The following is a 23,552-nucleotide window of genomic DNA, read 5'->3' on the forward strand; positions in this document are numbered from 1 at the left end:
ATCTCCTTCGGAACGTGTTCCACACAACGTCGTGAGGTCTGCAGCCAAGTCAGACCGGTAGGAGATAGCCGTGACCGTGACCACGCCATCGATTCCCGCGGGATTCGACTTCACCGACCCCGATCTGCTCGCCACCCGCCTGCCCATCCAAGAATTCGCCGAGCTGCGCCGGACCGCCCCGGTCTGGTGGTGTGCGCAATCCGGGCGGGCCAGCGGCTTCGATGACGGCGGCTACTGGGTCGTCTCCAAGCTCGAGCACATCAAGGAGATCTCGAAGAATCCGGAGGTGTTCTCCTCGCACGAGAACACCGCGATCATCCGGTTCAACGAGGAGACCACCCGCGAGCAGATCGACATGCTCGGCAACATGCTGATGCTGAACCTCGATCCGCCGCAGCACACCAAGATCCGCCGCATAATCTCCAAGGGCTTCACCCCGCGCGCGGTGGAGAGCCTGCGCGGCGCGCTCACCGAGCGTGCGGCCCGAATTGTGGACGAGGCCAAGAAAACCGGCCGCGGCGACTTCGTCGAACAGGTCGCCTGCGAGCTGCCGCTGCAGGCCATCGCCGAGCTCATCGGCGTCCCACAGGACGACCGCAAGAAGCTCTTCGACTGGACCAACCAGATGATCTCCTACGACGATCCCGAGTTCGACGGCAACCACCACACCGCGACCGCCGAAGTCATGGGCTACGCCTGGAGTATGGCCGAGGAGCGGCGCAAATGCCCGGCCGACGATATCGTCACCCAGTTGATCAACGCCGATATCAACGGCGAGAACCTGGGTTCGGACGAGTTCGCTTTCTTCGTGATCCTGCTGTCGGTCGCGGGCAATGAGACCACCCGCAATTCGATCACGCACGGCATGAAGGCCTTCGTCGACAACCCGGAGCAGTGGGAGCTCTACAAAGAGCAGCGCCCGCGCACCGCACCCGACGAGATCGTGCGCTGGGCCACCCCGGTGACCGCCTTCCAGCGCACCGCCACCCAGGACACCGAGATCGGCGGCCAGCAGATCAAGAAGGGCCAGCGGATCGGCCTGTTCTACAGCTCGGCCAACTTCGACGAGGACGGTTTCGAGGATCCGTTCACGTTCGACGTGCTGCGCAACCCCAACCCGCACGTGGGTTTCGGTGGCACCGGCACGCACTATTGCGTCGGCGCCAACCTGGCCCGGCTGCAGATCGACCTGATGTTCAACGCCATCGCCGATGTGATGCCCAATCTGCGGCAGGTCTCCGATCCGGTGCGGCTGCGCTCGGGGTGGTTGAACGGCATCAAGCGCTGGGAAGTCGAATACGCTTGAATTCCCTCATGAACAGGTCCAAGCCGCGGGGGCGGGCGCCGGTGCTCTCCGATGCGGATATCCGCCGGGTGGCGCGCGCACTGCTGGTCGAGTACGGTCCCGACGCGGTCACGCTGCGGGCGATCGCCCGCGAACTCGGCATCACCGCGCCCGCGCTGTACCGGTACTACAATTCGCGCGAGGACCTGTTGGAGAGTCTGCGCCTGGAGTTCTGCGAGGACCTCGCCGCGGATTTGTCCGAGCAGATCGCCTCCCTGCCCGATGACGGCGCGGTGCAGTTCTTCGCCATCTGCAAGGGGTTCCGGCGCTGGGCGCTGGCGCACACCAGGGAATTCACCCTGGTGTTCGCCTCGCCGGGCGCGGGCCGCGCGCGTTTGCTGCGGCGCTTCGACGAACCGTTCGGGCGGATCTTCCTGGCGGCCGCCGGTCGGCTTCTGGCCACCTATGACGTGGTGACGCCGCCGACCGATGTGATTCCGGCGGAGCTGCGCGATGATCTCGTGCTGTTCCAAACCGAGTTGCTGGCAGCGCTTTCCGAATCCGGGCAGAAGTTCCCCGCCGAAAAGCTCGACCTCGGCGTGACGTATCTGATGATCCAGATCTGGGCCCGGCTCTACGGGCACGTCACCCTCGAGGTATTCGGGAATTATCCGATTCCGCTATCGAATCCGGAGATTCTCTTCGATGCGATGCTGGCGGATCTCGGGCGCACCGCCGGGTTGATCAGCGAGTGAGCCGGGACAGCCATTCGGCGTAGCCGATGCCGATCGCCTCGCCCTGCTCGCCCAGATTGGCTGGCGCGCAACAGCGTCCACGGAATCTCGCCCGCGGTGACCACTCGTTCCTGGTCCACCTTCGTCCGGTAGTAGGCGATGGGCACGAGATCGCAGCCGACGATGGAGATTTCGACGGTACGCGGCTCAACGTGGGCCATCGCATATGCCTGATTCGCCACATCGGTGTTCCGGTGCGCGGATGCGTGCGGTATCGGACAGGTGACCGGTCGTGTGGTTACGTCAGATCCGCGCGCCTTTGGCCCGGTTACAGGCACGGCAGAGGATCTGCAGATTGGTCGCGCTCGTCGCGCCACCGCGGCTGAGCGGAATGATGTGGTCGAATTCGAGGTAGTGGCCGTCGCCGCATTCGACACATTTGCCGCCGTCGCGTTGCCACACTTCGGCTTTGACCTCCTGGGGGATGCTGCGGGTGTCGCGCTGGCCCGGGGTGAGGATCAGGCGTTTGGCGACACGCAGCGCGCCCTCCATGGCGGCCGCGACGTAATCGGGGTCCTCGACATCGAAGGTGGCGCCGCCGCGCGCCGAGGTCGCCGCGATGACCACCGTGCGTTGCTCGACCCGCACCGAAACCACCCGGTTCCACGGCAATTCGGTGCCGGTGTCGATTCCGACGAAGCGCAGCTTCTTATTGCTGGCGATCAGCCTGCCGTCGGTGTGTTTCGGGCCGCGCGCCAACTGCCGGATATGCACCGCGGCCAGGTCCAGGTGCACCTTCTCCTCGGGATCCAGATGCAGTCCGGGCGTCCGGACCAGCGGCAGATCACCGCCGCGCAGCCGGGACAGCAGGTGGCCGCGGTGCATTCGCCTGCGCAGATCCTCGACCAGCGGCCCGGTCAGACCCAGCTCATGGATCGCCTGCTCGAACGCCTCGAACTCCGGCTGCTCGATCTCCCCGTCCGCGAACGCGAAGGTGACCAGTCGCTCAACATAGCTCAGCGCCACCGCACGCAACGCATCCCGGCCCAGGTTCTCGTCGATCCGCTGATACCGCAACGACGCCCACAACGCGTCCCAATCCGCGCCGCGCGGCCCCGACGTGGTGAGCACCCGCCAAGCCTGGGTGTGCCAGTGCGTCAGGTACTCCTCGATCTCGGCCGCACAGTACAGACACGCCGCAAGACCACCGAACAGCTTGCGCCGCCTGAGATGTCCGCAACGCGCACACTCGCGTGCGCGCGGGGGTCGGGGCGGATACCCGGCGCCGGTCCACTGCGTCCCATCCCACCACCGCAACCTCGACGGATCCTCGGGATCCGCATACCAGTCGGCGCGTTGGGAATTCGGCGGCGGTGCGAGCGGACCGGGTTCAACCGCCTGTCGACGTCGGTCGAGATCGATCGGCCTGGTCGGCTGGGATGGCATCGGGGTGTTATCCGCTCGCGAAGCGGTCGGCTCATGGTCGGCGCCGGTCGGTTCGCGCTGCGATCGGTGCGTTGCGCCCGACGCTCGCGCGTCGGGTTCGTCGACGTTGACGCCGAATTCGGTGACGAGTCCGGGCAGTCCGCTCGACCAGCCCTGGCCGATGGCGCGGAACCGCCACTGGTCCTCGCGGCGATAGAACTCGCCGAACATCATGGCGGACACCGAATCGGCGTCGGTGATCTCGAATCGCGCGATCGGGCCGTGAGCGGCTTCGATGGTGAGGGTCAAACCCGTGATATCGCCGAAGGTTCCCGCGTCGACCGAGCCCGCGACGACGATCCGTGCCACATCCGATTCGGTGCGCGGTAGCGAGACACTCAGTCGCGCGGTGCCCGGCGCGGGCTCCTGATCGAGCGTCACCGCCTGCGACATATGCCGGGGCGCGTTGAAGAACACCAGATCCCGATCGGTGCGCACCGATCCCGCCGCCGCCAACAACAACGCATGCGCATCCACCGCATGCTCCGACCGCCACGAAACAACCACGGCAAGAAGGGAAGTCGGTACCGCCGTATTGGCCCCTTTACTGAGTTTCATCGCCACGGAACTATGCCACGACCCTCCGACACGCCGACCCGGTCGGTCCCGATATTCGGCGATGCGCGCGAACCGCAGTCCCAGCCCGGCAGGCACGGCACAAACCGGCCGCGTCGTTCATGCCCGGATCTGGGGCACCCACAAGGATGCGAAGGAGCGGTGGGGTTGGGACGCGCGGGGCTCAGCGAGTGGCGCGGTAGGTGGCCGCGGCTTTGAGGAGGGTTTCGTGGTATTCGTCCTCGGGGTCCGAGTCCAGGACGATGGCGCCGCCCGCGCCGATCCGCCACTGGCCGTCGTGGCGAACGGCGGTCCGGATGACGATATTGAGGTCCGCCGTGCCCGCCAGACCGAGGAAGCCGATGGTGCCCGAATAGATACCGCGCGCTTCGGTTTCCAGTTCGTCGATGATCTCCATGGTGCGCAGCTTCGGGGCCCCGGTCATCGAGCCGCCGGGGAAACACGCCCGCAGGCAATCGATGACGTCGACATGCGGGCGCAAGGTGCCCCGGATGGTGGAGACCAATTGGTGCATGGTCGAGTACGTCTCGGTCGCCATCAATTTCGGCACGTGCACACTGCCGATCTGGCAGACCCGCCCGAGGTCGTTGCGCAACAGGTCGACGATCATCAGGTTCTCGGCCCTGGTCTTGGGACTGTCGGCCAGTTCGCGCCGCAGCCGCTCGTCCTCTGCGGGCGTACTCCCGCGCGGCGCGGTGCCCTTTATCGGCTTGCTCTCCACGGTGCGGGCCCGGTCGACCTTGAGGAAGCGTTCCGGTGAGGAGCAAGCGATTTCGAGATCGTCGAAGCGCAGATATGCCGCATACGGTGCGGGATTGCAGCGGCGCAACGTGCGATAGAAATCGAGCCCGTCGGACTCGCGTGCCGCCATGGACGCGCTGTCGGTGAGACAGATTTCATAGGACTCGCCCGCGTGTAGTCGCTCCTGGCAGACCGCGATATCGGCGAGATACCGATCCCGCCCACGGGTGAACAGCGGTGCGACGGAGGCGGTATCGGAGAACACCTCGAGCGTCGGTGGATTCGCCCACGTCGGTAGGGATTCCAGAATCTCGCGGGTATCGCGCAACCAATCCGCCCCCGCCCGAAGGGCTTCCGGCGCGGGATCGGTGAGTGCGAGCAGATGGGTCCGCCCGCCGACATGGTCGACGACGACGATCCGGTCGGCGAAGATCCATTGCGCATCCGGCGTCGGTGCGCGATGCGCGGCGCTCGCCCCGCAGTCGGCCTTCACTTCATAACCGAGATATCCGATATATCCGCACGCGAAATCGAAAGGCAGATCCGGCAGTTCGGTATGCCGCAGATGTAGCTGCCCGGCTAGATAGTCGAGAATTCCGCCGGGCACTGTCCGCCGATTCCCATCCGAGGATTCGACCGTCACCATGTCCTCGCCGACCCGATACCGAACCACTTCGGCCAGCGGCCCGCTCGCATCGCCGAGAAAGGAGAACCGATCCAGCCCCGGCTCGACCTGCTCGCTGTCCAGCCAGAACGCGGTGCGGGAGTTGCCGTACAACCGGATGAACGCGGCCTCGGTATCGATCGCACGCTCGATCACCGCATGCCGGAGCTGCCACGAGCGCCGCGATTCGCGATACTCATGTCGGCTCGCGAGCGGCTCGGCATACTCGAACGGCCCAATGATGCTCGACCGAATCCGCTGTGCCGCAGTCAGTTTCGCGAAGTTGCCGAGTAACGCCGCGCCGTACTCGCTGGCGATCGATTCGGGATGGAACTGCACACCCCACTGTGGTCTGCTCCGATGCCGAACCCCCATGATCACCCCATCGGCCGCGACGGCGGTGATCTCGAGACCGTCCGGCAATGGTCGCCGCGCACACAGCGAGTGATACCGCACCGCGGTGAAACCCTCGGGGAGTCCGGCGAACAGGTCGTTGCCATCGTGCTCGATGTGGTCGAGATAGCCGTGCCGAGCGGCAGGCGCGGTGGTGACAATGCCGCCTTCCGCGACGACGATGGCCTGATGTCCGAGGCAGACGCCGAGCAGTGGCAGCTCGGCGTCACGAATCACCGCGGCCGAGATGCCGATATCCCGGGCGACGTCGGGCCGGCCGGGGCCGGGAGAGATGACGATATTGTCGAAACGCTCCAGTCGCAGCCGCGCGATATCGTCGACCGCGTCATTGCGCACGACCGTGGGTTCTTCCCCGTTCACCTCGCTGATCAGCTGATACAGGTTGTAGGTGAACGAGTCGTAATTGTCGATCAAGAGCGTACGCATCGTGCTCCGAACCCTACGCCGCACCGGTCGCGGCAAACTGTTGTCATGCGCCTTCAGTTTGGTCCGCCGTGTGGTGCACAATGTGGGACATGTCTGTTGCGCAACCGGTCGATGTGGATCGAGATGTCGTCGACTTCGCTGTCGTCGGTAAATGGATGGATGAGCAGGGTTTGCCGGCCGGCGAGTTCGAGGATGTGACCTCTCTCGGCGGTGGCACGCAGAACATCATGCTGCGCTTCGCCCGCGGCGGCCGGGACTACGTGCTGCGGCGCGGGCCGAAGCATCTGCGCGCCAAGAGTAATGACGTCATCCGTCGCGAGGCCCGGCTGCTCGGCGCGCTCGACGGCACCGGTGTGCGCGCCCCGCGAGTGATCGCCGCATGCCCCGACGAATCGGTCCTCGGCGCGGTCTTCTACCTGATGGAGCCCATTACCGGCTTCAACCCGCAGAACGAATTGCCCGAACTGCATGCGGGCGATCCGGAGGTGCGGCGGCAGATGGGCCTGTCCGCCGTGGAGGCTATCGCCCGCCTCGGCGCCCTCGACTATCAGGCGCTCGGACTCCAGGACTACGGCAAGCCGGACGGCTTCCTGGAGCGCCAGGTGCCGCGCTGGCTCGGCGAGCTCGAGTCCTATTCGGCCAATGAGGGCTACGCGGGTCCGGAGATTCCCGGCGTGCGGCAGGTCGGGGAGTGGCTGGATCGGAATCGTCCCGCACAGTGGACTCCCGGCATCCTGCACGGCGACTGTCACCTGGCCAACATGATGTTCTCCTATGACGGCCCGGAGGTGGCCGCGATGGTGGACTGGGAGATGTCGACCATTGGCGACCCGCTGCTCGACCTCGGCTGGCAGATCGCGACCCGCCCGGAACCCGGCACCACCGGCGCGGCGCTGATCGGCAAGCTCGGTGCCGTCGGCGGCCTGCCGACGCCGGCTGAGATGATCGCGCACTACGGCAAGTTCTCCGACCGCGACCTGAGCAACGTCACCTGGTACACAGTGCTCGCCTGCTTCAAGCTCGGCATCGTGCTGGAAGGTACGCACGCCCGGGCCTTCGCGGGCAAGGCGCCCAAGCAGGTCGGCGACTTCCTGCACGCCATCACCCTCGAACTCTTCGAGCGCGCACATCGCCTGATGGAGTGATCGCAGCTCTGGGCGAGAGGCTGTCGGAATCTTGCCGATGACTGGCTGGATATGTTCCGAGCGGCCCGACGCCGCAATCCGCCCGGACGACTCGACCTGGTCGGCGCTCGAGTACGCCGCCCATGTTCGCGACGTCTGCCGAATCTTCACCTATCGCGCGGCTGTGACGGCCCGCGCCAGCGCGGTCGATCCGCGGGTCACCGGCTTCGATGCGAAAGGTCTCGACGCCGGCGAGACGGCTGATGGCATCCCGGTGTTCTCGAACTGGGATCAGGACCTCACGGCCATCGCTGATCGATACGGTGAGCAGGACCCCGGCAAGGTGGCCGCGGAGCTGACCGAGGCGGCCGATGCGACCGCGCGTGCCTTCGAATCGGTCCCCACCGCCGACCTCGCCCGGCAGGCGCGGCGCAGCGACGGTTCGATCTTCACCGTCGAATCCCTGGCGTCCTACTTCGTGCACGACGTAATCCACCATGTGCACGACGTGCGCGGCTGAAGTCGGGCAATATCGGATCCGAGCGGGTGCTTCGCGGGGGCGAACTGGAACTCGTTCGGGGGTCTGGTCAATCCCTGTCGGCGAATTTTCGACCCAGTACTAGAACGCGTTCCAGTTTTCTCGTACTGTGGGTGCAGTCACATTGAAGCCCGTGCATGCGAGAGGTCGACAGGAATGAAGACGAAAGGCGCGATCCTGTGGGGGATCGACCAACCGTGGTCGGTGGAGGAGATCGAGGTCGGCGATCCAGTCGCCGGTGAAGTCCAGATCCGGATGGAAACCGCCGGAATGTGCCACTCGGACCACCACATCGTGACCGGTGCGACACCGATGCCCGCATTCCCCGTCATGGGTGGCCACGAGGGCGCGGGCGTGATCACCAAGCTCGGGCCGAACTGCCCCGCCGACCTGCAGGTCGGCGACCACGTGATCCTGTCGTTCATCCCCGCTTGCGGTCGCTGTCCGGCCTGCGTGAGCGGCAATATGGCGCTGTGCGACCTGGGCGCCGGACTGTTGATGGGTCAGGCCATCAGCGACGGCACCTACCGCATCCAGGCGCGTGGCGAGAATGTCATCCCGATGTGCCTGCTCGGCACCTTCGCGCCGTATATGACGGTGCACCACACCTCGGTGGTCAAGATCGATCCGAGTATCCCGTTCGAGGTCGCCTGCCTCGTCGGCTGCGGCGTGCCCACCGGCTTCGGCTCCTCCACCCATGTCGCCCAGGTACAGCCGGGCGAGACCGTGGTGATCGCCGGCATCGGCGGCGTCGGTATGAGCGCGCTGCAGGGCGCGGTGCTCTCCGGCGCGTCCAAAGTGGTCGCGATCGATCCGAATCCGTGGAAGCGCGAGCAGGCGCAGAAGTTCGGTGCGACGCACACCTACGAGAGCATGGCCGCCGCGATCATGCCGCTGATCGAGGCCACCGAGGGTCGGATGGCCGAGAATGTCATCCTCACCATGGGTGAGATGCACGGCGAATACATCGAGGAGGGGCTGATCCTCACCGGCAAGGCGGGGACCCTGGTCGTCACCTCGATGGGCCGGATGGACGAGAGCGACGTCAAGCTCAACAGCTTCCTGCTGTCCATGCTGCAGAAGACGGTGAAGGGCTGCATCTTCGGTGGTGGCAATGCCCGCCAGGACGCGCCGCGCCTGCTCGCGCTGTACAAGGCGGGTCAGCTGAACCTCGACGATATGATCACCCGCCAATACTCCCTGGAGCAGATCAACCAGGGCTACCAGGACATGCTGGACGGCAAGAACATTCGCGGCATCATCAAGTACACCGAGGCCGACTGGTAGATCACGTCACCGCTCGGCGAGTTCGGTGGCGATCCGCGTGATCAGGTCATACGGAACCGGCTTGCCGAGCGGGAATTTCAACATGCCCTTCCCGGCCCGGTACGGCTCGACGGTCGAAGCCTCCGCCTGGGCCCGCGTTCTCTGCGTCTCGTACGCTCGTTTCGTGCGTTCACTCGAGCAGATCAGGGACTGGCCGGTTCGGCACGCGGCGGCAGGGGTGGTGACCCGCGACGGCGCGCGGACGGCGGGCGATGTCGAGCGTGTATTCCCCCTCGCCTCGGTGACCAAGCCGCTGGTCGCTTATGCGGTGCTGGTCGCGGTGGAGGAGGGCGCGGTCGAACTCGAGCAACCCGCGGGCCCGCCGGGAGCTACCGTCCGGCATCTGCTCGCGCACACCTCCGGCATCGCCTTCGATACCACCGAGGAACTCGCCGCCCCGGGCACGCGACGGATCTACTCCAGCGCGGGCTTCGAGATACTCGCGGCCTTTGTCGCGGAGCAGACGGGCTTCGCGTTCCCGGACTACTTGCGGGAGGCCGTATTCGAGCCGCTCGGCATGACGGCCTCGGTGCTCGCCGGTCCGGCCGGGCACGCCGGCCGGTCCACCGCGGCGGATCTGGTGCGTTTCGCCGCCGAACTGCTGAACCCCCAGTTGATTTCGGCGCAGACCCACGCCGAGGCCACCTCGGTCCAGTTTCCCGGGCTCAATGGTGTGCTGCCCGGTTACGGATCGCAGCGTCCCAATGACTGGGGGCTGGGCTTTGAGATTCGTGACGGAAAATCGCCGCATTGGACCGGCGCGGCAAATTCCGCAGGTACCTATGGCCATTTCGGTCAGTCCGGCACATTTCTGTGGGTGGATCCCGAAATTGGGGTGGCGAGTATCGCTTTGAGCGACGAGAATTTCGGCGACTGGGCGCGGGAGGCTTGGCCCGTCTTCTCCGATGCGGTGATCGCGGAGTCGACCCTCGCACCGAACTCGGGTCCGAAGTAACAGCTCGGACACGCATCCGAAGTAACACGTGTAACTTCGGGCACTCCAGTACACTCGGGCAACGCCAGGTTCGACAGGTCGTTGGGGAAGACGTTCCTCGTCGAAGCTGGAGGTGTTAGTGGTGCGCGCATCGAGTCAGTTCGCGGACGCGACGGCGGGTGTGGTCTACATCCACTCGTCGCCCGCTGCGCTGTGCCCGCACATCGAGTGGGCGCTCACCTCGGCCCTCGGCGCGCCCGCGAAGTTGCGCTGGACCGCGCAACCCGCCGACGGTCAGCTGCGCGCGACCACCGACTGGATCGGTCCCGTCGGTACCGCCTCCCGGATTGCCCAGTCGTTGCGCTCCTGGCCCGTGCTGCGCTTCGAGGTCACCGAGGACCCCAGTGACGGCGTGGACGGCGAACGCTACAGCTTCGTCCCCACCCTCGGCCTCTGGCACGGCTCCACCTCCGCCAACGGCGATGTGACCATCGGCGAAATGCGCCTGCGCGCCATGCTGCAAGCCAACCGCGAACTCGGCAACTACACCGGCTACGACCTGGCCACCGAACTCGACCGCGCCCTCGGCACGCCCTGGGACGAAGACCTCGAGGTTTACCGCTACGGCATCGAATCCGGCGCCGAAGTCACCTGGCTGCGCCGCGACGTCGGTTAGTCCCCAATAACCAGCACAGGCGATGGTTTTTTCTTCAACAAACCGTTATCGAATGCACCGTTAAATAGCGGTACAATCCTTGCGGATATGATTTCGATCACCATGGGGCACCGCGGGAAGGCCTGTTCATGATCGCAGTCGGGCGGCCTGTGGAGCTATCGGCGCTTTCGGATGCGTTGCACGCCGAAGACATCGGCTATCGAAGATCGCTGCGCACACGCCAAGTTCAGATGATCGCGATCGGCGGCGTGATCGGCACCGGGCTGTTCCTCGGTGCGGGCGGGCGCCTAGCGGGCGCCGGTCCCGGATTGTTCCTGCTATACGCCGTCTGTGGCGTATTCGTCTTCTTTATTCTGCGGGCGCTCGGCGAACTGGTGCTGCATCGTCCGTCCGCCGGATCGTTCGTCTCCTACTCGCGTGAGTTCTACGGTGAGAAGCTCGCTTTCGCCGTCGGCTGGATGTACTTCTTCCACTGGTGCATGACCGGCATCGTCGATATCACCGCCATCGCCATATATGTCCGCTACTGGGGCATGTTCGAGGCCGTCCCGCAGTGGGTGATCGCGCTCATCGCCCTGATCGTGGTCGTGAGCACCAATCTGATCTCGGTGCGCTGGTTCGGGGAACTGGAATTCTGGGTCGCGCTGATCAAGGTTGTCGCGCTGGCCGGATTCCTGATTATCGGCACGGTGTTCCTGGGCTGCCGCTTCCGGGTGCACGGTGAAACCACCGGAATTTCGGTGATCACCCAGCACGGCGGATTGTTCCCGACCGGGCTACTGCCGCTGGTCACGGTTACCACCGGCGTCGTATTCGCCTATGCCGCAGTCGAACTGGTCGGCATCGCGGCGGGGGAGGCAGAGCAACCGGAGCAGATCATGCCGCGGGCGATCAATTCGGTGATCACCCGCATCGCCCTGTTCTACGTCGGGTCACTGATACTGCTCGGATTGTTGTTGCCCTACACCGCCTTCCGGGCGGGCGAGAGTCCGTTCGTCACCTTCTTCTCGCGCATCGGAGTTCCCGCGGCCGGATCGATCATGAATCTGATCGTGCTCACCGCCGCCTTCTCCAGTCTCAACGCAGGCCTCTACTCGACCGGCCGAATTCTGCGCTCGATGTCGCGTAACGGCAGCGCCCCCGCTGCCGCCTCACGCATGTCGCGCACCGGTGTGCCCTATATCGGTATCCTCGCGGCCGGTTCGATCGCCCTGATCGGGGTCGGGCTCGACATGGTGGTGCCGGACAAAGCATTCGAGATCGTCTTGAACGTCTCGGCGCTCGGCACCATCATGTCGTGGACCGCCGTCATGCTCTGTCAACTGCGGCTATGGCACCTGTGGCGCCGAGGCGTGGCGCACCGTCCGGCCTTCCGGCTCGTCGGGACCCCCTACACGAGTGTGGCGACGCTGATTTTCCTCGCGGCCGTAGTCATCCTGATGGCCTGCGGTGACGACCCGGTACAGCGCGCCGCCGTGCTCGTCATGGTCGTGTTCGCGGCCCCCGCCATGGTCTGCGGCTGGTTCCTGGTCCGCCGAAGGGTTCTGCGCATAGCGGCAATCCGCCACGATCACACCGGCCAGTTCCCCGTCGTAGCCGAACGCCCCTGGCCCGGCCACCCGGAAGAGCCGGACGTGATCGTCGAGGAGCCAGGGCATCGATTCCGAGACCAGAGCGGTCTCTAGCGCCGCGCGTTGTCGCCTGTTGCGCGACCGCTACCGATCCGCCCCGTGTGCAGCGTCGAGTCCGTCTATCGCCCGCCGGACCCGCGTGCCTGTTTCGCCTCTGCTCCCTTCCGTCTGAACGCGGCGTTCAGCAGATACGGCCGGGTGAATGCCGTATTCAGACGGCTCAATAGGGGAGCGAGGGGGCGTGGATCGATCTCGTGGAGTGCCTCGGTGAGCAGGCGGATGGGTTCGGCGCACGAGGCGTAGCGACCATCGGGGTCCTTCGCGAGCGACCGGTGCAGGATCGCGTCGAGCTCAGGCGGGATCCAACGGTTGCGCCCGGAGATTTCGGGGGGTGGGTCGTGCAGGTGGGCTTGCGCGGTGGCCATGAGGTTCCCGCGGGCGAACGGCGGGCGGCCGGTGAGCAGTTCGATGGCCGAGCAGGCCAGCGCGTACTGGTCCGTCGCCGGCGACACCGTGCCCGCCTGCAGCAGTTCCGGCGCGGCGTAGGGCACCGATACGACGACGAAACCGTTTGTGGCCAGGGGCGGTTCGGGCCGGTTCAGCCACCGGGCCTGATCGAAGTCCGAGATCTTCACCGCCGCCGGCTCATCCACACCGACCAACACGTTCGCCGGTTTCACGTCGAGATGGACCACATTGTTGGCGTGCGCGAAATCCAATCCCGCCGCGACATGCGTCAGCACATGCAGCACCCGCCGCAGATCGGGACGTTGATGCGGCATCCGCACGAGCGTCGCCGCTGTCGCACCTGCGATGTACTCGTGCGCCGACCAGAGCCTCCCGTCGGATTCACCATGCGTATACATCCGCACGATATCCGGGTGCCGCAGCGTGGACAGGATGTCGAACTCGTGCACGAACCGCGCACGCGCCTGCGCCGACCGGCTGTCGTTGGGTCCCAAAATCTTCAGCGATACCGACCGCGATCCCTCCGGATCCTCGGCCAGGTACACGTCGCTGCCACCGCCGTGACCGAGCCGGGCCCGCACAACAAATCCCGCAAACTGGTCACCTGGTTCTAGCGCCACGGCCCCACCCTAGTGCGCCAGTGACACAATTCCCCGCCCCTGTTGGGAAGCGGTGGGCGCAGACGGGTTCGAGCCCCGACCGCTGGTGCATCACGACACAATCCGTCGACGAGTGCTCGACCACCTCGACGTCGGCGCGGACCACGTCGCGATCCAGCCCAACAGTGTTGCATCTAATCCGATATCGGCGCTTTGATCTCGCTTGCGTCCTTGTCGCTGCGCAGGCCGCGCCAGCTCGGGTGGCGCAGGCCGTCGCCGGTGTACTCGCGGTACTCGATATCGCCGACCAGCTCCGGGCGTACCCAGTGCACGCCGCCGATGCCGCCGTGACCGGTGACGGGGGTATCGAACGGGCTCCGGTCCGTGGCGAGCGCGTCGAGGTGGGCACGCAGCTTGCGGCGGGTGGCCATCGTGAACCCGGTGCCCACGTTGCCGATGTAGACCAGGCGCCCATCCGGGGCGTGCGCCGCGAGGACGAGAGAACCGAACGTCGAACTCAGCATTCTCGTGCCGGTGGTCCATCCGGCCACGATCGCCTCGGTGGTAGTGCGCAGCGGCGTTTTGATCCATGACGGTGACCGATACCCGGGGTGGTAGGCGGACTCGACTTGTTTGGACATGATCCCTTCCAGGTGATGCTCGAGCGCCAGCTCGAGCATCCGATCCGCCGCCACTCCCAGCCAATTCGGCGGGACGCTCACCAGCTGGCTGGGCAGTTCCAGCTCATCGAGACGGGCACGGCGGGCTGAATAGGGCAGTGCGGTGGTCGGTTCGCCGTTGATGTCGAGCACGTCGAAGCCGTAGAACTGGACCGGTATTGATCGGATCAGCTCCGGAGATGGCCGCGCGACGTGCATTCGGCGTTGCAGCAAACCGAAAGACGGCGCGCCGGAGGCGGTTTGCGCGAGCACCTCGCCGTCGAGGATCAACGCCCGCCTCCGCGCCGACGCGGCCAGCGCCGCCGCGAGCTCAGGATATGAACCGGTCATATCTCGGCGATTCCTGCTGTACAAGCGAGCATATGTGCCATAGCAGACGGCGATGGTGCGGACGCCGTCCCACTTCATCTCGATCGCCCAGGCAGCGTTATCCGGCGGCCGCCCTGGGACGGCAAGCATCGGCGCTGGCACTGCTACCACAGGATCAGCGTATCGCCAGCTATCGATCCGCATCCACTATCGACGTCGGGCAGAAGATATGTCATGAGGCGAAAGTATGTTCGAGATCCTGGATGAAGCCCTCGGCGAGGGGCTGAAGGGCCGCTGGTCGCGGTGGATCGCGCCGCGTAGCCGGACGATTTGCGGGCTCGGATGGCGGCGATTCCGGGCCGGGTCGGTGCCGAGGCCCCGCACGCCCAGGTCGGCCGCGGATGTCATCGCGGTCGGCGGCGGGTTGGGGGAGGTGCTGCCTGACGGCGGTCTGGCCCGGGGCAGCGTGGCCGGCTGTACCGGTGGTGGCTATGCGCTGTTGGGTCTTCTTGCGGTGGCGACCGGTGCCGGGCAGTCGGCGGCGGTAATCGGGGCGCCGCGGTTGGGGTGCTCACATTCGAGCAGATGGGTGGTGACCTCGCGCGGCTCGCATATCCCCGATCGGGGACCGGATCCGCTGTCGATCGTCGCACGGGTGCATAGCCGATCCCCGCACTGCATCCCCAGCACCAGGACCATCGCCCTAGTGCTGGGCGTGTTGCACCCGATGGCCCCGGGGTGTGACGGCGGTGGCTCCCTTCGGGTAGTGGCGGCGCAGGTTGGCGGCGATGACGCGGTCGAGGGTGCGGTCGGACAGCATCCGGGTCAGGCGAGTGACCAGGGCGGCATCCAGGCCGATGGTGTAGCGGGTGCGCGGTCTGCGGGTCGTCACGGCCTTCGCGATGACCCGGGCGGCGGCGTCGGCGGTCACGCCCGATGCGGTGCCCGAGGCCATGAACTTGTTGTTCGCCTGGACCAGGCTGCCGTAGCGCTCGTCCTGTTCCGGCGTCATTTGGGCGGCCAAGGCGTTCGCTGTCTCGATCCCGCGGGCGGCCATCTCCGTGCGGACGCCGCCGGGCTCGACCACGACCACCTGCACGCCCAGCGGCGCGACCTCCCGGCGGAGCGAGTCGCTGACCGCCTCCAGGGCGAACTTCGTGCCCGCGTACGCGCCGTATGTGGCCATGGCGACCTTGCCGCCGACCGAGCTGATGTTGATCACGCGACCCTCGCTGCGCAGTAGCGCGGGTAGCAGCGCCTGGGTGACGGCGATGTGGCCGAACAGGTTGACTTCGAACACGCGCCGCCACTCCCTGGCTCGTGCCCGACGATTGACGCGACATCGAGATCCTGCCGGGTGGCTCGAGTGTGTGCCTGCTCCACGTTTGCTCCATGGAAGGGATATGGTGCAGGTGTGGCGAGGCGGTGAAACCGTTGTCTACCTGCATCTTCAGTTGTGGGCGCAGAGGGTTCGAACCCCCGACCGCTGGTGTGTAAAAGCGCGCCACATCGTCCAGCAGGTACCGCCGCGTCCATCCCGTCCAGGTCAGAGGCATGGGAACGTTCAGCCAGTACGGCTGTGTCCGGCTCGTATCTGCCTGTCTTGGCAAGGTCTTGGCAAGTTCGGGGGTACGCCGATCATGCCTATGACCTGCGCGGCGGGTGATCCGTTCGGCAACATCACGGTGCGCTGCCAGTACCGCCTCCGCGACCGTGATGGCCTGACCTGGGCTCGGAGCAGCCCAGAGCCTGCTACGTATCCATAGGGTCATCCTTCGCGACCTGCCAAGCTGTTGCGATCTCGATATCGCCGGTAGCGGCATCACAGATGCGTTTCCAGCTGTCGATCTGCCGCACACCCCAATCACCGGTTTGGTCGTCATCTCGTGTGGCCGTGGTGTACCAGCGATATGCCGGGTCGGAGTCTCTGATGTGCACGGCCGAGAACAGGTAGTTGTCAACGCGAAAGCGGATAACCGATCCGGGCGGCGGCTCGGGAAGATCTCGGTGCTCCGATATGCCCAGCTGCTCCGTTTCGGGCGGTGGTTGCTGCTGAACAGCTTTCGGCTGCTTGACGTAGTTGATCGCCATCCGAAACCTTCCACTGTGTGGTGCACCATCGGTCGCAGCGTAGATAAGCCACAGCATCCGGGACGTGGATTCGTCCGATCGCTTGCTGCGTCAACCTGCCCGCCGCTCCAACTCGGCCGTGATCAGTTCGCGCGTCGCGTCTCCGTAGACGGCCTGCTCCGCCAGCCGCGCGAATACCTTCTCGTACAGGGCGATCTCGCGGGGCTGGGTGATGGCGGACTCGGCGGTGATCGTCTCCACGAGCACCTTGCGCGGCCCGTAGAGCACGAAGTCGGTGAGGCGGCGGAAGTACGGACTTTCCCCCGGCACGATGCCGAACACCAGCCGAGGCAGTGTCATCAGGTCGAGCACATGCCGAAGTTGCTCGGCCATAACCTCATCGCTGCCGACCGTCGTTCTGAGTGCCTGCTCACCGACCAGCAGGCAGAACCGGTGCCGACCCTCACGGAGCACCCGTTGCCGTTCCATCCGCGCCGCTACCGCCGCATCGAGATCGCGTTCCGTGCCCAGGAACTCCATACCCGCTGCCAGTAGCGCCCGCGCATAGACGGCGGTCTGCAATAGGCCGTGGAACACCTGCGGGTCGAATCCGCGCAGCAGTTCAGCATGGTCCTCCATCTCACCGATGCGCCGTTGGTGGGAGGCGTATCCGTGGCCGACGATGCGCCGCCACTCCATCCAGGCGGCGGAGATATTGCGCACCGTGGCGAGCAGGTCGGGCAATTCGGCATCGGCCCCAGTAAACCGGCACCACGCGGCCAAGTCGTCCTCGGTCATCGACTGCGTACCGTGCTCGATGCGTGAGACCTTCGCAGGGTGCCAGCCCGCCTGTTCGGCGAGCTGATATCCACGCAGGCGCGCCGCTACCCGAAGAGCACGGAGACGGGCTCCCAGGTCGCGGCGTGCCTCACCGACATTGGTCACTTGGCGTATTCGTTGTGCGGAATGGCCTTTGCCCACAGCTCGTCTCGGCGTTGGGCGTATTGCGCGACGATTGCCGGATCGGTGATCGCTACCCAGCCCGGCAGCGCCGCCCCGTCACTGGTGAACACCGTGTACGCGGCAAGTTCGCCATCGAACAGCCACCAGTCATCGTCTGGAAGATGGGCTGGGGCATCCTGTCGCGGTAGCCACCGGATGTCTTCGCCCACTTCGATATTGGCGGCAGTGGTGCCGACCGAGAAGTGGGTGTAGTCCCCGTGCGGCTCCGTTATGACCCGGACCCGTTGCACCTCGGTGCCGTTGGCCGTGACCTCTCGCATGAGGGCGTGCCACCGCGCGCTTGCCCCTGGATCCTGCTGCTCACCGTTCATGAACCGCCGCACCCGGTCCGCCTCCCCGGCTACGCCGCTGTAGTCGTCGCGGACCTCCAGATGGAAGGCGCGGCGGTGGGTGCGCATGGCCTCGGCTAGGTCATCGAACGAAAGGTGCCGCATCGCGCCGCTGCTCCGTTCCGATCGCAACTTCTACCGCCGACTCGTGGCCGGGCAGCCGGATCTGTTCCAGGGCTTCGGGATCCGTGACCGGTTCGCCCGAGAGCAAGAACGTGCCGTGTCCGGTGTCGCGCAGCAATGCGCCGAGACACGTCCCGGGCTTTAGGAAACGGATCAAACGCTGAGGAATTTCGATGGTGTCGGGTCTGTCGGTGCTCCAGCCCTGCGTGACGTATGTCTCCCTATCACTGAGGAAGAGGGTGGGTGATTGTCCGTCTGTGCTGTCTCCGCCGAGTCGTTCGAGCTTCATGATTGGTCTCGTTTCTCGTGGTGAATGGGTGACGCACTCTCATCATCGGCGGATTGTCCGTGTCGCGCAGCCGACTTCGTCGCAATATGGCGCAATTTCCTGTTGTCAGCCAATTTCGCACGCCTAGCGTCTTTTTCAGCCCCGCCGCCGGGTTGCCTTGCCTCGGCGGTGGGTGCACACCAACACGGACGACCGAAGGGGGCGGGAGATGCATCTCCCCGCGCGATTCGATGACGAAGATCTCCGCAAGCTGGCGATAGCCCCGGACGACGAAGAGGGGTACAGCTATCGCCAACGCGATGACGGGTCATGGTCGCTGGTCGATAACGAGGGATGGGAAGTCGAGTTCGCCGAACCTAACGCCGATGTGATTTCGGCGATTGCGTCAGCGATGACCGCGCCGATCGACATAGAGCCGATTTCGTTGCGGGACAACGAGATTCGATGATTGGCGACGGGTGGATCATGCTCGGGTGGGTGGTCGTGTTCGGCCTGCCGCTGATCGTGTTCATCGCGGTGATCTTCTGGCCATCGAACTGAGGGTTGGTCCTCATTGCTGCGATGCTGAGATCACCTGCGCTGTACGTTCTTCCCCGTGTCCGAAGGGGAAAAGGCAGTAGCCGAGGCGTCCAGTAGTGATGTAGCCGGAGGGTGGGTCCGCCGAGTACGCACGTGGTGGCGTCAATCGCTCTGGGCCAATCTGGCGTTCATGGTGGTCGGCGCTCTGGTGGCGGGGTACGGTGCTGCCCTGTTCTTCGGGGTTCCCGCCGGGTTCTCTCAGCCCCTGGCAACATTCCTAGCCGGTGCGGGCGCGCTGTCCGCTGGTGTCCTGGCCTATCTCAACGGCGAACGCGCTCGCGATCTCTCCAGGGGCCAGCACGAAGCCGACACGAAGCGCGAACTACAACGGCACGAAGCCGACTCTCGCCGCGCAGAGGTATCGACTCTGCGGGAACGCTATAGCGCCATTGCTGCGCAGATCGGCCACGAGTCCGCTGCCATCCGGCAAGCGGGCGTCTATGCGCTGACCGCGCTCGCCGACGACTGGCACGCATTCGGCGAGGACGACGAACGCCAGGTCTGCATCGACCTTCTCCAGTGGTATCTGCGTGTCCCGTTTCCCGAGAGCGACGACCCCAATGAGCCGAACCTGCCCGAACGTGAAATCCGACAGACCATCGTCGGCATCCTCATACGACGCCGACGACGACCAGCCAGTGATCCGAAGTCCTGGGAAAAGGCTGTCATCAGCCTGGAGCACGCATCATTGCCCGGATGCGTTCTCGGGGGACTCGATTTCGTCGGGCTTGATTTGATCGGGGCGAACCTGAAAAGCGCGTACCTGGTTAACGCGAAGCTGTCTAGCGTGGATCTGCGTGATGCGAATTTGACCGACGCGAAGCTGTCTTACGCGAACATGACCAAGGCGGTACTGAAGGACGCGGATCTGACCAAGGCCTCCCTATTCCACGCGGTTCTAAACGACGCCATCCTGACTGATGCGATCCTCTTGAATGCCGATCTGGGGGACGCAAAACTGATTCGCGCAGATTTATCCGGGGCCTATCTGCACGGTGCGGATCTGACCGACATGGATCGGACCGACGCGATAACCGATAGGTACACGGTGTGGAGGGACAAGACCAGGCAGGAGACAGAAGACCCGGTAGACCCTCTAGCTGTCTGATTCCTAACCGCCGATAATTATCGGCGGTCAGAATTGCCCGTTTCCGAGGGTCGGAAACGCAGCCCGCGTCAGACATCCGCCCACGGTTCGGTGTCCTTCTCGAGCGGCGGTTCGAGCATGGCCGCCGTGATTCCCAGCGCGGCAAGATCTTCGGCCACGCGGGGCATGAAGGTCTCGTCCGACATTCCGGGAAGCTGCGCGAGGATAAGACGCTCGGGCATCGGCAAGCCGTGCAGTTTGGCCCGCCGGTCGTGGATGCGGAGCACCAACTCCGCTGCCTTCAGATCATCACCGTTGATGGCAGCGGGCCAGTACTTCCGAAACAGCGCCGCAGTCGCATGTCCTCCACCTTGCGCAGCTCCCGTGGCTGCATGGGATTCCACACGCTGGAGCAGTGATTCCACGGCTCGGATCGGCACGGCCCGCCGTATCGGCCGGGCGCATCATGGCCACTCCGGGCGAGCCGAATGGGCGGCGCGCTGCGCGGGGGCCGATGTGGTGATTCTTGATTGCCTGCGCCCGATCCTGGACCTGTCTTGGCCTTCGTCTGCCAGCACGCCGAAGGGGTGCGGTACGCGGAGGTGACCGCGAAGTTCGGCGACAAGGCGGGTCGGTACCTCGATCGACTGCGCGCCTCTGGCCGAGTCGTCCGGCCGAAGCGCGGCGTGTACGTCGCGGCCCCCGACACCGCGCAGCCGCTCGAGCCTCAGGGCGTGAAGGAACGGACCGTCACCACCATGCTGATTCAACTCTCGGCCGCGCTCGATGACGCGATGGAACAGGGACTCGTCACGCGCAATGTGGCTCGGTTGGTGAAGCGACCCGATATCGCCGATACCGAGATGCAGGTGTGGACGCGGGAGCAGAGTCGGGCATTCCGTGAGCACGTTCGCGGGCACCGCCTGTACGCCCTGTTCATGCTGTCGCTGTGTGGTCTGCGTCGTTCGGAAATCATGGGGCTGCGCTGGTCCCGTATCGAGGACGCGACGTTGAATGTGCGCCGGGGTCGTGTCGCGGTCGGCAAGGACGTAGAAGAGGACGATCCGAAGTCGCGACGCAGCAAGCGCAGCCTGCCGCTACCGGCCGATGTAGTTGCCGCGCTAAACCGGTTGAAGATCACCCAGAAGGCCGAAGCGCTGGCGATGGGGGAGTCGTGGTCAGACGACCGCCTGATCTCCGTCCACGAGGACGGCTCTCCAATTCGGCCCGAGTGGTATACCGATGAATTCCAGCGTCAGGCGAAGGCGGCGGGCTTGCCCGTGATCCGTCTGCACGATGCGCGCCACACTGCCGCGACGATCCTGCTCGACTCCGGCGCTGCCGTGTCGGCGGTGGCGAAGTGGCTCGGTCACGATCCGGCCGTGTTGTTGCGGGTCTATGGGCACGTGTACCCCGAGGCGCTGGAGGCGGCGGGCGCGGCCCTGTTCGGCGACGAAACCGACGAGACCGGAACCTAGCTCGCCGACCCGTTGGCAAGTTCTAGGCAAGATCAGCTTGCGCGGCGGGTGTTATGCGGGGACGGGGTGGACGGAAACAGGCAATGACCTGCATATTCAGTTGTGGGCGCAGAGGGGTTCGAACCCCCGACCGCTGGTGTGTAAAACCAGAGCTCTACCACTGAGCTATACGCCCGGTTCGCCGTCGGGTATCCGACGGCGACGGTTTATGAATCTAGCGCGGCGAGCGCGTTCTCCCAAGCCGCCTGGTCACGGGCCTCTCCGGGGCCGTTCATTTCGGCGAAACGGATGTGGCCGGACTTGTCGACGACGAAGGTGCCGCGGTTGGGGTAGCCGGATTTCTTGTTGAAGACGCCGTAGGACTGGGCGACGGCGCCGTGTGGCCAGAAGTCGGACAGCAACGGGAAGACGTAGCCCTGTTCGGCCGCCCAGATCTTGTGGGTGGGCGGCGGGCCGACCGAGATGGCGAGGATCTCCGCGTCATCGTTTTGGAACTTGGGCAGTTCGTCACGCACCTTGCACAGCTCGCCCTGGCAGATCCCGGTGAAGGCGAGCGGATAGAACACGATCAGCACGTTCTTCTTGCCGCGATAGTCCGAGAGCGTGACGTCCTGGTTGTTCTGGTCCTTCAGCGTGAAATCCGGCGCAACAGTGCCGACTTCCAGCGGGCCAACCTCGAGCGGCATCACTGATCCTCCATCGTGTCGGGCTACACCGGGCGGTGGGAACACCGCCCGGCGAAACCATAGCGAAAGCGGTCAGCGTTGCTTCGAGGGTGCCTTGGGCTGCACGAGGCGGCTTCCGGACCAGGCACCGAGGCTGATCGCCGAGGTTTGCGTCAGACCCGCGGTGGGCGCCGCTTCGGCGATATCGCTCGGATCGACATGGCCAGGTTGCCCGGTCTTGGGGGTGAGTACCCAGATGAAGCCTTCGTCGGCCAGCGGGCTGATGACTTCCATCAGCTCATCCGCCAAGTCGCCGTCGCCTTCTCGCCACCACAGCAGTACGGCGTCGACGACCTCGTCAGAGTCTTCGTCGACCATCTCCCCGCCGCTGGCCTCTTCGACATCGGCCCGCAGGTCGTCGTCGGTGTCCTCGTCCCAGCCCAGCTCCTGGACAACCATGCCGTGTGTAATGCCAAGCTTCTGAGCGTAGTTCTGCGCGTCCGCCGCGGCGACCACGGTGGTGTCCTCCTCAACTCCAGACAATAGGTAGTTGCAAGCGAACATGGTTATCGCCTCGAGCGCAAGCTGATCGGACGAAATACCCACGGAATGTCGCATGACAACCTCGTCTCGTCGGCCGATTTTCGCTGACCGGGCATGGTTCTGGCCCGAATCCTCGTGATGTGGTTTTCGCGGCGAGTCGCTCGGCTCAGCGTTTCGGGCAGGCGTCCTTGACCGCGTTGCGCGCGTCGTTGACCCGCTTGCTCGCATCGTTGAGCCCGCCGACCGGTGCGGTGTAGGTCATCTTGCGGGTCTCCGCGGCCAGCTGCCGCGCGGCCGCGACGTACTCGGCGAATTTCGCTTGCAGTTCCGTGGGTAGCGCGCCGTTGGCGTTGTTCACGCCGGTCTCGACCTTGGTGGCGGCGTCCTCGAGCGTCTTGGCCGCGGTGTCGCGCTTGGCGTTGTAGTCCGGCGCGTTCGCGTCGTGCGCATCTACGAATTCGTTGTACTTCGAAACACCGACACCTGTAGTTGTGGGGAATTGACCACAGTTGTCGCCGATCGCCTGCGCCTGTGCGGCGGCCTTGCGCGAAGAAGTGGCCGCAGCGGAGGATGAGGCCGCCTCGGTCTTGTACGCGGCAAGCTCCGAGGCATTCGGATTGGCAACTCCGTCAACGTGTTTCGCGCATCCCGCGACAGTCAGCCCGAATACGACCGCCACTGTCGCGCACACCGCTCCGAACCCGCGTGGGTCCAGCACCTTCATCGTCCTCCGCGCTCCTGTTCGTCTCGGCGGTC

The 23,552-nt window shown here is 65.2% G+C and carries 24 protein-coding genes and 1 tRNA gene; 11 read left to right on the plus strand and 14 right to left on the minus strand.

What is annotated here, in order from left to right; translation table 11 throughout:
* Positions 1-76: 76 nt before the first annotated feature.
* Together OG874_RS02975 and OG874_RS02980 are read left to right on the plus strand one after the other, a co-directional pair.
* Positions 77-1,306, plus strand: coding sequence for a cytochrome P450 (locus OG874_RS02975; protein ID WP_330257698.1), 1,230 nt, complete (start codon positions 77-79; stop codon positions 1,304-1,306).
* Between the two features lie 8 nt (positions 1,307-1,314).
* Positions 1,315-2,040 carry a TetR/AcrR family transcriptional regulator gene (locus OG874_RS02980; protein WP_330253587.1) on the plus strand — a complete coding sequence of 242 codons (726 nt, stop codon included), beginning with the start codon at positions 1,315-1,317 and terminating at the stop codon, positions 2,038-2,040.
* 282 nt (positions 2,041-2,322) lie between these two features.
* On the opposite strand, the gene OG874_RS02985 is transcribed toward OG874_RS02980, so the two are convergent.
* Both OG874_RS02985 and pabB read right to left on the minus strand, forming a co-directional pair.
* A complete protein-coding gene (locus OG874_RS02985; protein WP_330253588.1) occupies positions 2,323-4,062 on the minus strand; it encodes a TerD family protein in 1,740 nt (579 codons plus the stop codon).
* Between the two features lie 181 nt (positions 4,063-4,243).
* Positions 4,244-6,325 (minus strand): aminodeoxychorismate synthase component I, encoded by a 2,082-nt coding sequence (gene pabB / locus OG874_RS02990; RefSeq protein WP_330253589.1) that lies wholly within the window; start codon positions 6,323-6,325, stop codon positions 4,244-4,246.
* 89 nt (positions 6,326-6,414) lie between these two features.
* Here pabB and OG874_RS02995 point away from each other — a divergent pair, with 89 nt between their 5' ends.
* The 6 genes from OG874_RS02995 to OG874_RS03020 all read left to right on the plus strand — a co-directional run bounded on the left by OG874_RS02995 (position 6,415) and on the right by OG874_RS03020 (position 12,608).
* On the plus strand, positions 6,415-7,470 hold the full coding sequence (locus tag OG874_RS02995; RefSeq protein WP_442943267.1) for a phosphotransferase family protein: 1,056 nt from the start codon (positions 6,415-6,417) through the stop codon (positions 7,468-7,470).
* A gap of 37 nt (positions 7,471-7,507) precedes the next feature.
* Entirely contained in the window at positions 7,508-7,969 is a 462-nt protein-coding gene (locus tag OG874_RS03000) for a DinB family protein (RefSeq protein WP_330253591.1), read from the plus strand.
* 174 nt (positions 7,970-8,143) lie between these two features.
* Positions 8,144-9,274, plus strand: a complete 1,131-nt coding sequence (locus tag OG874_RS03005) for an NDMA-dependent alcohol dehydrogenase (RefSeq protein ID WP_330253592.1) — start codon at positions 8,144-8,146, stop codon at positions 9,272-9,274.
* A gap of 163 nt (positions 9,275-9,437) precedes the next feature.
* Complete coding sequence (locus tag OG874_RS03010; protein ID WP_330253593.1) at positions 9,438-10,268, plus strand: serine hydrolase domain-containing protein; 831 nt, start codon at positions 9,438-9,440, stop codon at positions 10,266-10,268.
* Between the two features lie 121 nt (positions 10,269-10,389).
* Positions 10,390-10,923, plus strand: a complete 534-nt coding sequence (locus OG874_RS03015; protein ID WP_330253594.1) for a DUF3145 domain-containing protein — start codon at positions 10,390-10,392, stop codon at positions 10,921-10,923.
* 128 nt (positions 10,924-11,051) lie between these two features.
* Entirely contained in the window at positions 11,052-12,608 is a 1,557-nt protein-coding gene (locus tag OG874_RS03020) for an amino acid permease (protein WP_330253595.1), read from the plus strand.
* 65 nt (positions 12,609-12,673) lie between these two features.
* Here OG874_RS03020 and OG874_RS03025 read toward each other — a convergent pair whose 3' ends face one another.
* From OG874_RS03025 to OG874_RS03055, 7 genes are all read right to left on the minus strand, one after another.
* On the minus strand, positions 12,674-13,642 hold the full coding sequence (locus OG874_RS03025; RefSeq protein WP_330253596.1) for a serine/threonine-protein kinase: 969 nt from the start codon (positions 13,640-13,642) through the stop codon (positions 12,674-12,676).
* 173 nt (positions 13,643-13,815) lie between these two features.
* The gene (ligD, locus tag OG874_RS03030) at positions 13,816-14,814 is read right to left on the minus strand and encodes a non-homologous end-joining DNA ligase (protein WP_330253597.1); all 999 of its coding nucleotides are present in this window, start codon (positions 14,812-14,814) and stop codon (positions 13,816-13,818) included.
* 499 nt (positions 14,815-15,313) lie between these two features.
* Positions 15,314-16,015 (minus strand): SDR family NAD(P)-dependent oxidoreductase, encoded by a 702-nt coding sequence (locus OG874_RS03035; protein WP_330257699.1) that lies wholly within the window; start codon positions 16,013-16,015, stop codon positions 15,314-15,316.
* A gap of 347 nt (positions 16,016-16,362) precedes the next feature.
* The gene (locus OG874_RS03040; RefSeq protein WP_330253598.1) at positions 16,363-16,701 is read right to left on the minus strand and encodes a hypothetical protein; all 339 of its coding nucleotides are present in this window, start codon (positions 16,699-16,701) and stop codon (positions 16,363-16,365) included.
* Between the two features lie 90 nt (positions 16,702-16,791).
* The gene (locus OG874_RS03045; RefSeq protein ID WP_330253599.1) at positions 16,792-17,625 is read right to left on the minus strand and encodes a helix-turn-helix domain-containing protein; all 834 of its coding nucleotides are present in this window, start codon (positions 17,623-17,625) and stop codon (positions 16,792-16,794) included.
* The gene (locus tag OG874_RS03050; RefSeq protein WP_330253600.1) at positions 17,622-18,137 is read right to left on the minus strand and encodes a DUF6879 family protein; all 516 of its coding nucleotides are present in this window, start codon (positions 18,135-18,137) and stop codon (positions 17,622-17,624) included. Before OG874_RS03050 ends, OG874_RS03045 begins: the two co-directional genes overlap by 4 nt.
* On the minus strand, positions 18,115-18,444 hold the full coding sequence (locus OG874_RS03055; RefSeq protein WP_330253601.1) for a hypothetical protein: 330 nt from the start codon (positions 18,442-18,444) through the stop codon (positions 18,115-18,117). The genes OG874_RS03050 and OG874_RS03055 overlap by 23 nt, the downstream gene beginning before the upstream one ends.
* 208 nt (positions 18,445-18,652) lie before the next feature.
* Here OG874_RS03055 and OG874_RS03060 point away from each other — a divergent pair, with 208 nt between their 5' ends.
* Positions 18,653-18,892, plus strand: coding sequence for a hypothetical protein (locus tag OG874_RS03060; protein ID WP_330253602.1), 240 nt, complete (start codon positions 18,653-18,655; stop codon positions 18,890-18,892).
* A gap of 147 nt (positions 18,893-19,039) precedes the next feature.
* Positions 19,040-20,131, plus strand: coding sequence for a pentapeptide repeat-containing protein (locus OG874_RS03065; protein ID WP_330253603.1), 1,092 nt, complete (start codon positions 19,040-19,042; stop codon positions 20,129-20,131).
* Between the two features lie 68 nt (positions 20,132-20,199).
* On the opposite strand, the gene OG874_RS03070 is transcribed toward OG874_RS03065, so the two are convergent.
* Positions 20,200-20,535: a hypothetical protein gene (locus OG874_RS03070; protein ID WP_330253604.1), complete on the minus strand. Its 336-nt coding sequence runs from the start codon at positions 20,533-20,535 to the stop codon at positions 20,200-20,202.
* Positions 20,536-20,667: 132 nt separating this feature from the next.
* Between OG874_RS03070 and OG874_RS03075 the strand changes: the two genes are divergently transcribed.
* The gene (locus tag OG874_RS03075) at positions 20,668-21,588 is read left to right on the plus strand and encodes a tyrosine-type recombinase/integrase (RefSeq protein WP_330253605.1); all 921 of its coding nucleotides are present in this window, start codon (positions 20,668-20,670) and stop codon (positions 21,586-21,588) included.
* Between the two features lie 103 nt (positions 21,589-21,691).
* Here OG874_RS03075 and OG874_RS03080 read toward each other — a convergent pair.
* The 4 genes from OG874_RS03080 to OG874_RS03095 all read right to left on the minus strand — a co-directional run bounded on the left by OG874_RS03080 (position 21,692) and on the right by OG874_RS03095 (position 23,520).
* A tRNA-Val gene (locus OG874_RS03080) sits at positions 21,692-21,763 on the minus strand.
* Between the two features lie 31 nt (positions 21,764-21,794).
* Positions 21,795-22,274, minus strand: coding sequence for a peroxiredoxin (locus OG874_RS03085; RefSeq protein ID WP_330253606.1), 480 nt, complete (start codon positions 22,272-22,274; stop codon positions 21,795-21,797).
* A gap of 72 nt (positions 22,275-22,346) precedes the next feature.
* Entirely contained in the window at positions 22,347-22,769 is a 423-nt protein-coding gene (locus OG874_RS03090) for a DUF3052 domain-containing protein (protein WP_040688342.1), read from the minus strand.
* Positions 22,770-22,962: 193 nt separating this feature from the next.
* Positions 22,963-23,520 carry a hypothetical protein gene (locus tag OG874_RS03095; RefSeq protein ID WP_330253607.1) on the minus strand — a complete coding sequence of 186 codons (558 nt, stop codon included), beginning with the start codon at positions 23,518-23,520 and terminating at the stop codon, positions 22,963-22,965.
* Between the last annotated feature and the right edge of the window lie 32 nt (positions 23,521-23,552).

Origin of the sequence: Nocardia sp. NBC_00565, assembly GCF_036345915.1 — a bacterium.
Taxonomy (GTDB): domain Bacteria; phylum Actinomycetota; class Actinomycetes; order Mycobacteriales; family Mycobacteriaceae; genus Nocardia.

Coding starts and splice junctions, on each gene's coding strand:
- OG874_RS02980 (WP_330253587.1), top strand. CDS start 1,315: ATGAACAGGTCCAAGCCGCGGGGGCGGGCGCCGGTGCTCTCCGATGCG.
- OG874_RS02985 (WP_330253588.1), bottom strand. CDS start 4,062: ATGAAACTCAGTAAAGGGGCCAATACGGCGGTACCGACTTCCCTTCTT.
- pabB (WP_330253589.1), bottom strand. CDS start 6,325: ATGCGTACGCTCTTGATCGACAATTACGACTCGTTCACCTACAACCTG.
- OG874_RS02995 (WP_442943267.1), top strand. CDS start 6,415: ATGTCTGTTGCGCAACCGGTCGATGTGGATCGAGATGTCGTCGACTTC.
- OG874_RS03000 (WP_330253591.1), top strand. CDS start 7,508: ATGACTGGCTGGATATGTTCCGAGCGGCCCGACGCCGCAATCCGCCCG.
- OG874_RS03005 (WP_330253592.1), top strand. CDS start 8,144: ATGAAGACGAAAGGCGCGATCCTGTGGGGGATCGACCAACCGTGGTCG.
- OG874_RS03020 (WP_330253595.1), top strand. CDS start 11,052: ATGATCGCAGTCGGGCGGCCTGTGGAGCTATCGGCGCTTTCGGATGCG.
- ligD (WP_330253597.1), bottom strand. CDS start 14,814: ATGCGGATCGATAGCTGGCGATACGCTGATCCTGTGGTAGCAGTGCCA.
- OG874_RS03040 (WP_330253598.1), bottom strand. CDS start 16,701: ATGGCGATCAACTACGTCAAGCAGCCGAAAGCTGTTCAGCAGCAACCA.
- OG874_RS03050 (WP_330253600.1), bottom strand. CDS start 18,137: ATGCGGCACCTTTCGTTCGATGACCTAGCCGAGGCCATGCGCACCCAC.
- OG874_RS03055 (WP_330253601.1), bottom strand. CDS start 18,444: ATGAAGCTCGAACGACTCGGCGGAGACAGCACAGACGGACAATCACCC.
- OG874_RS03060 (WP_330253602.1), top strand. CDS start 18,653: ATGCATCTCCCCGCGCGATTCGATGACGAAGATCTCCGCAAGCTGGCG.
- OG874_RS03085 (WP_330253606.1), bottom strand. CDS start 22,274: ATGCCGCTCGAGGTTGGCCCGCTGGAAGTCGGCACTGTTGCGCCGGAT.
- OG874_RS03095 (WP_330253607.1), bottom strand. CDS start 23,520: ATGAAGGTGCTGGACCCACGCGGGTTCGGAGCGGTGTGCGCGACAGTG.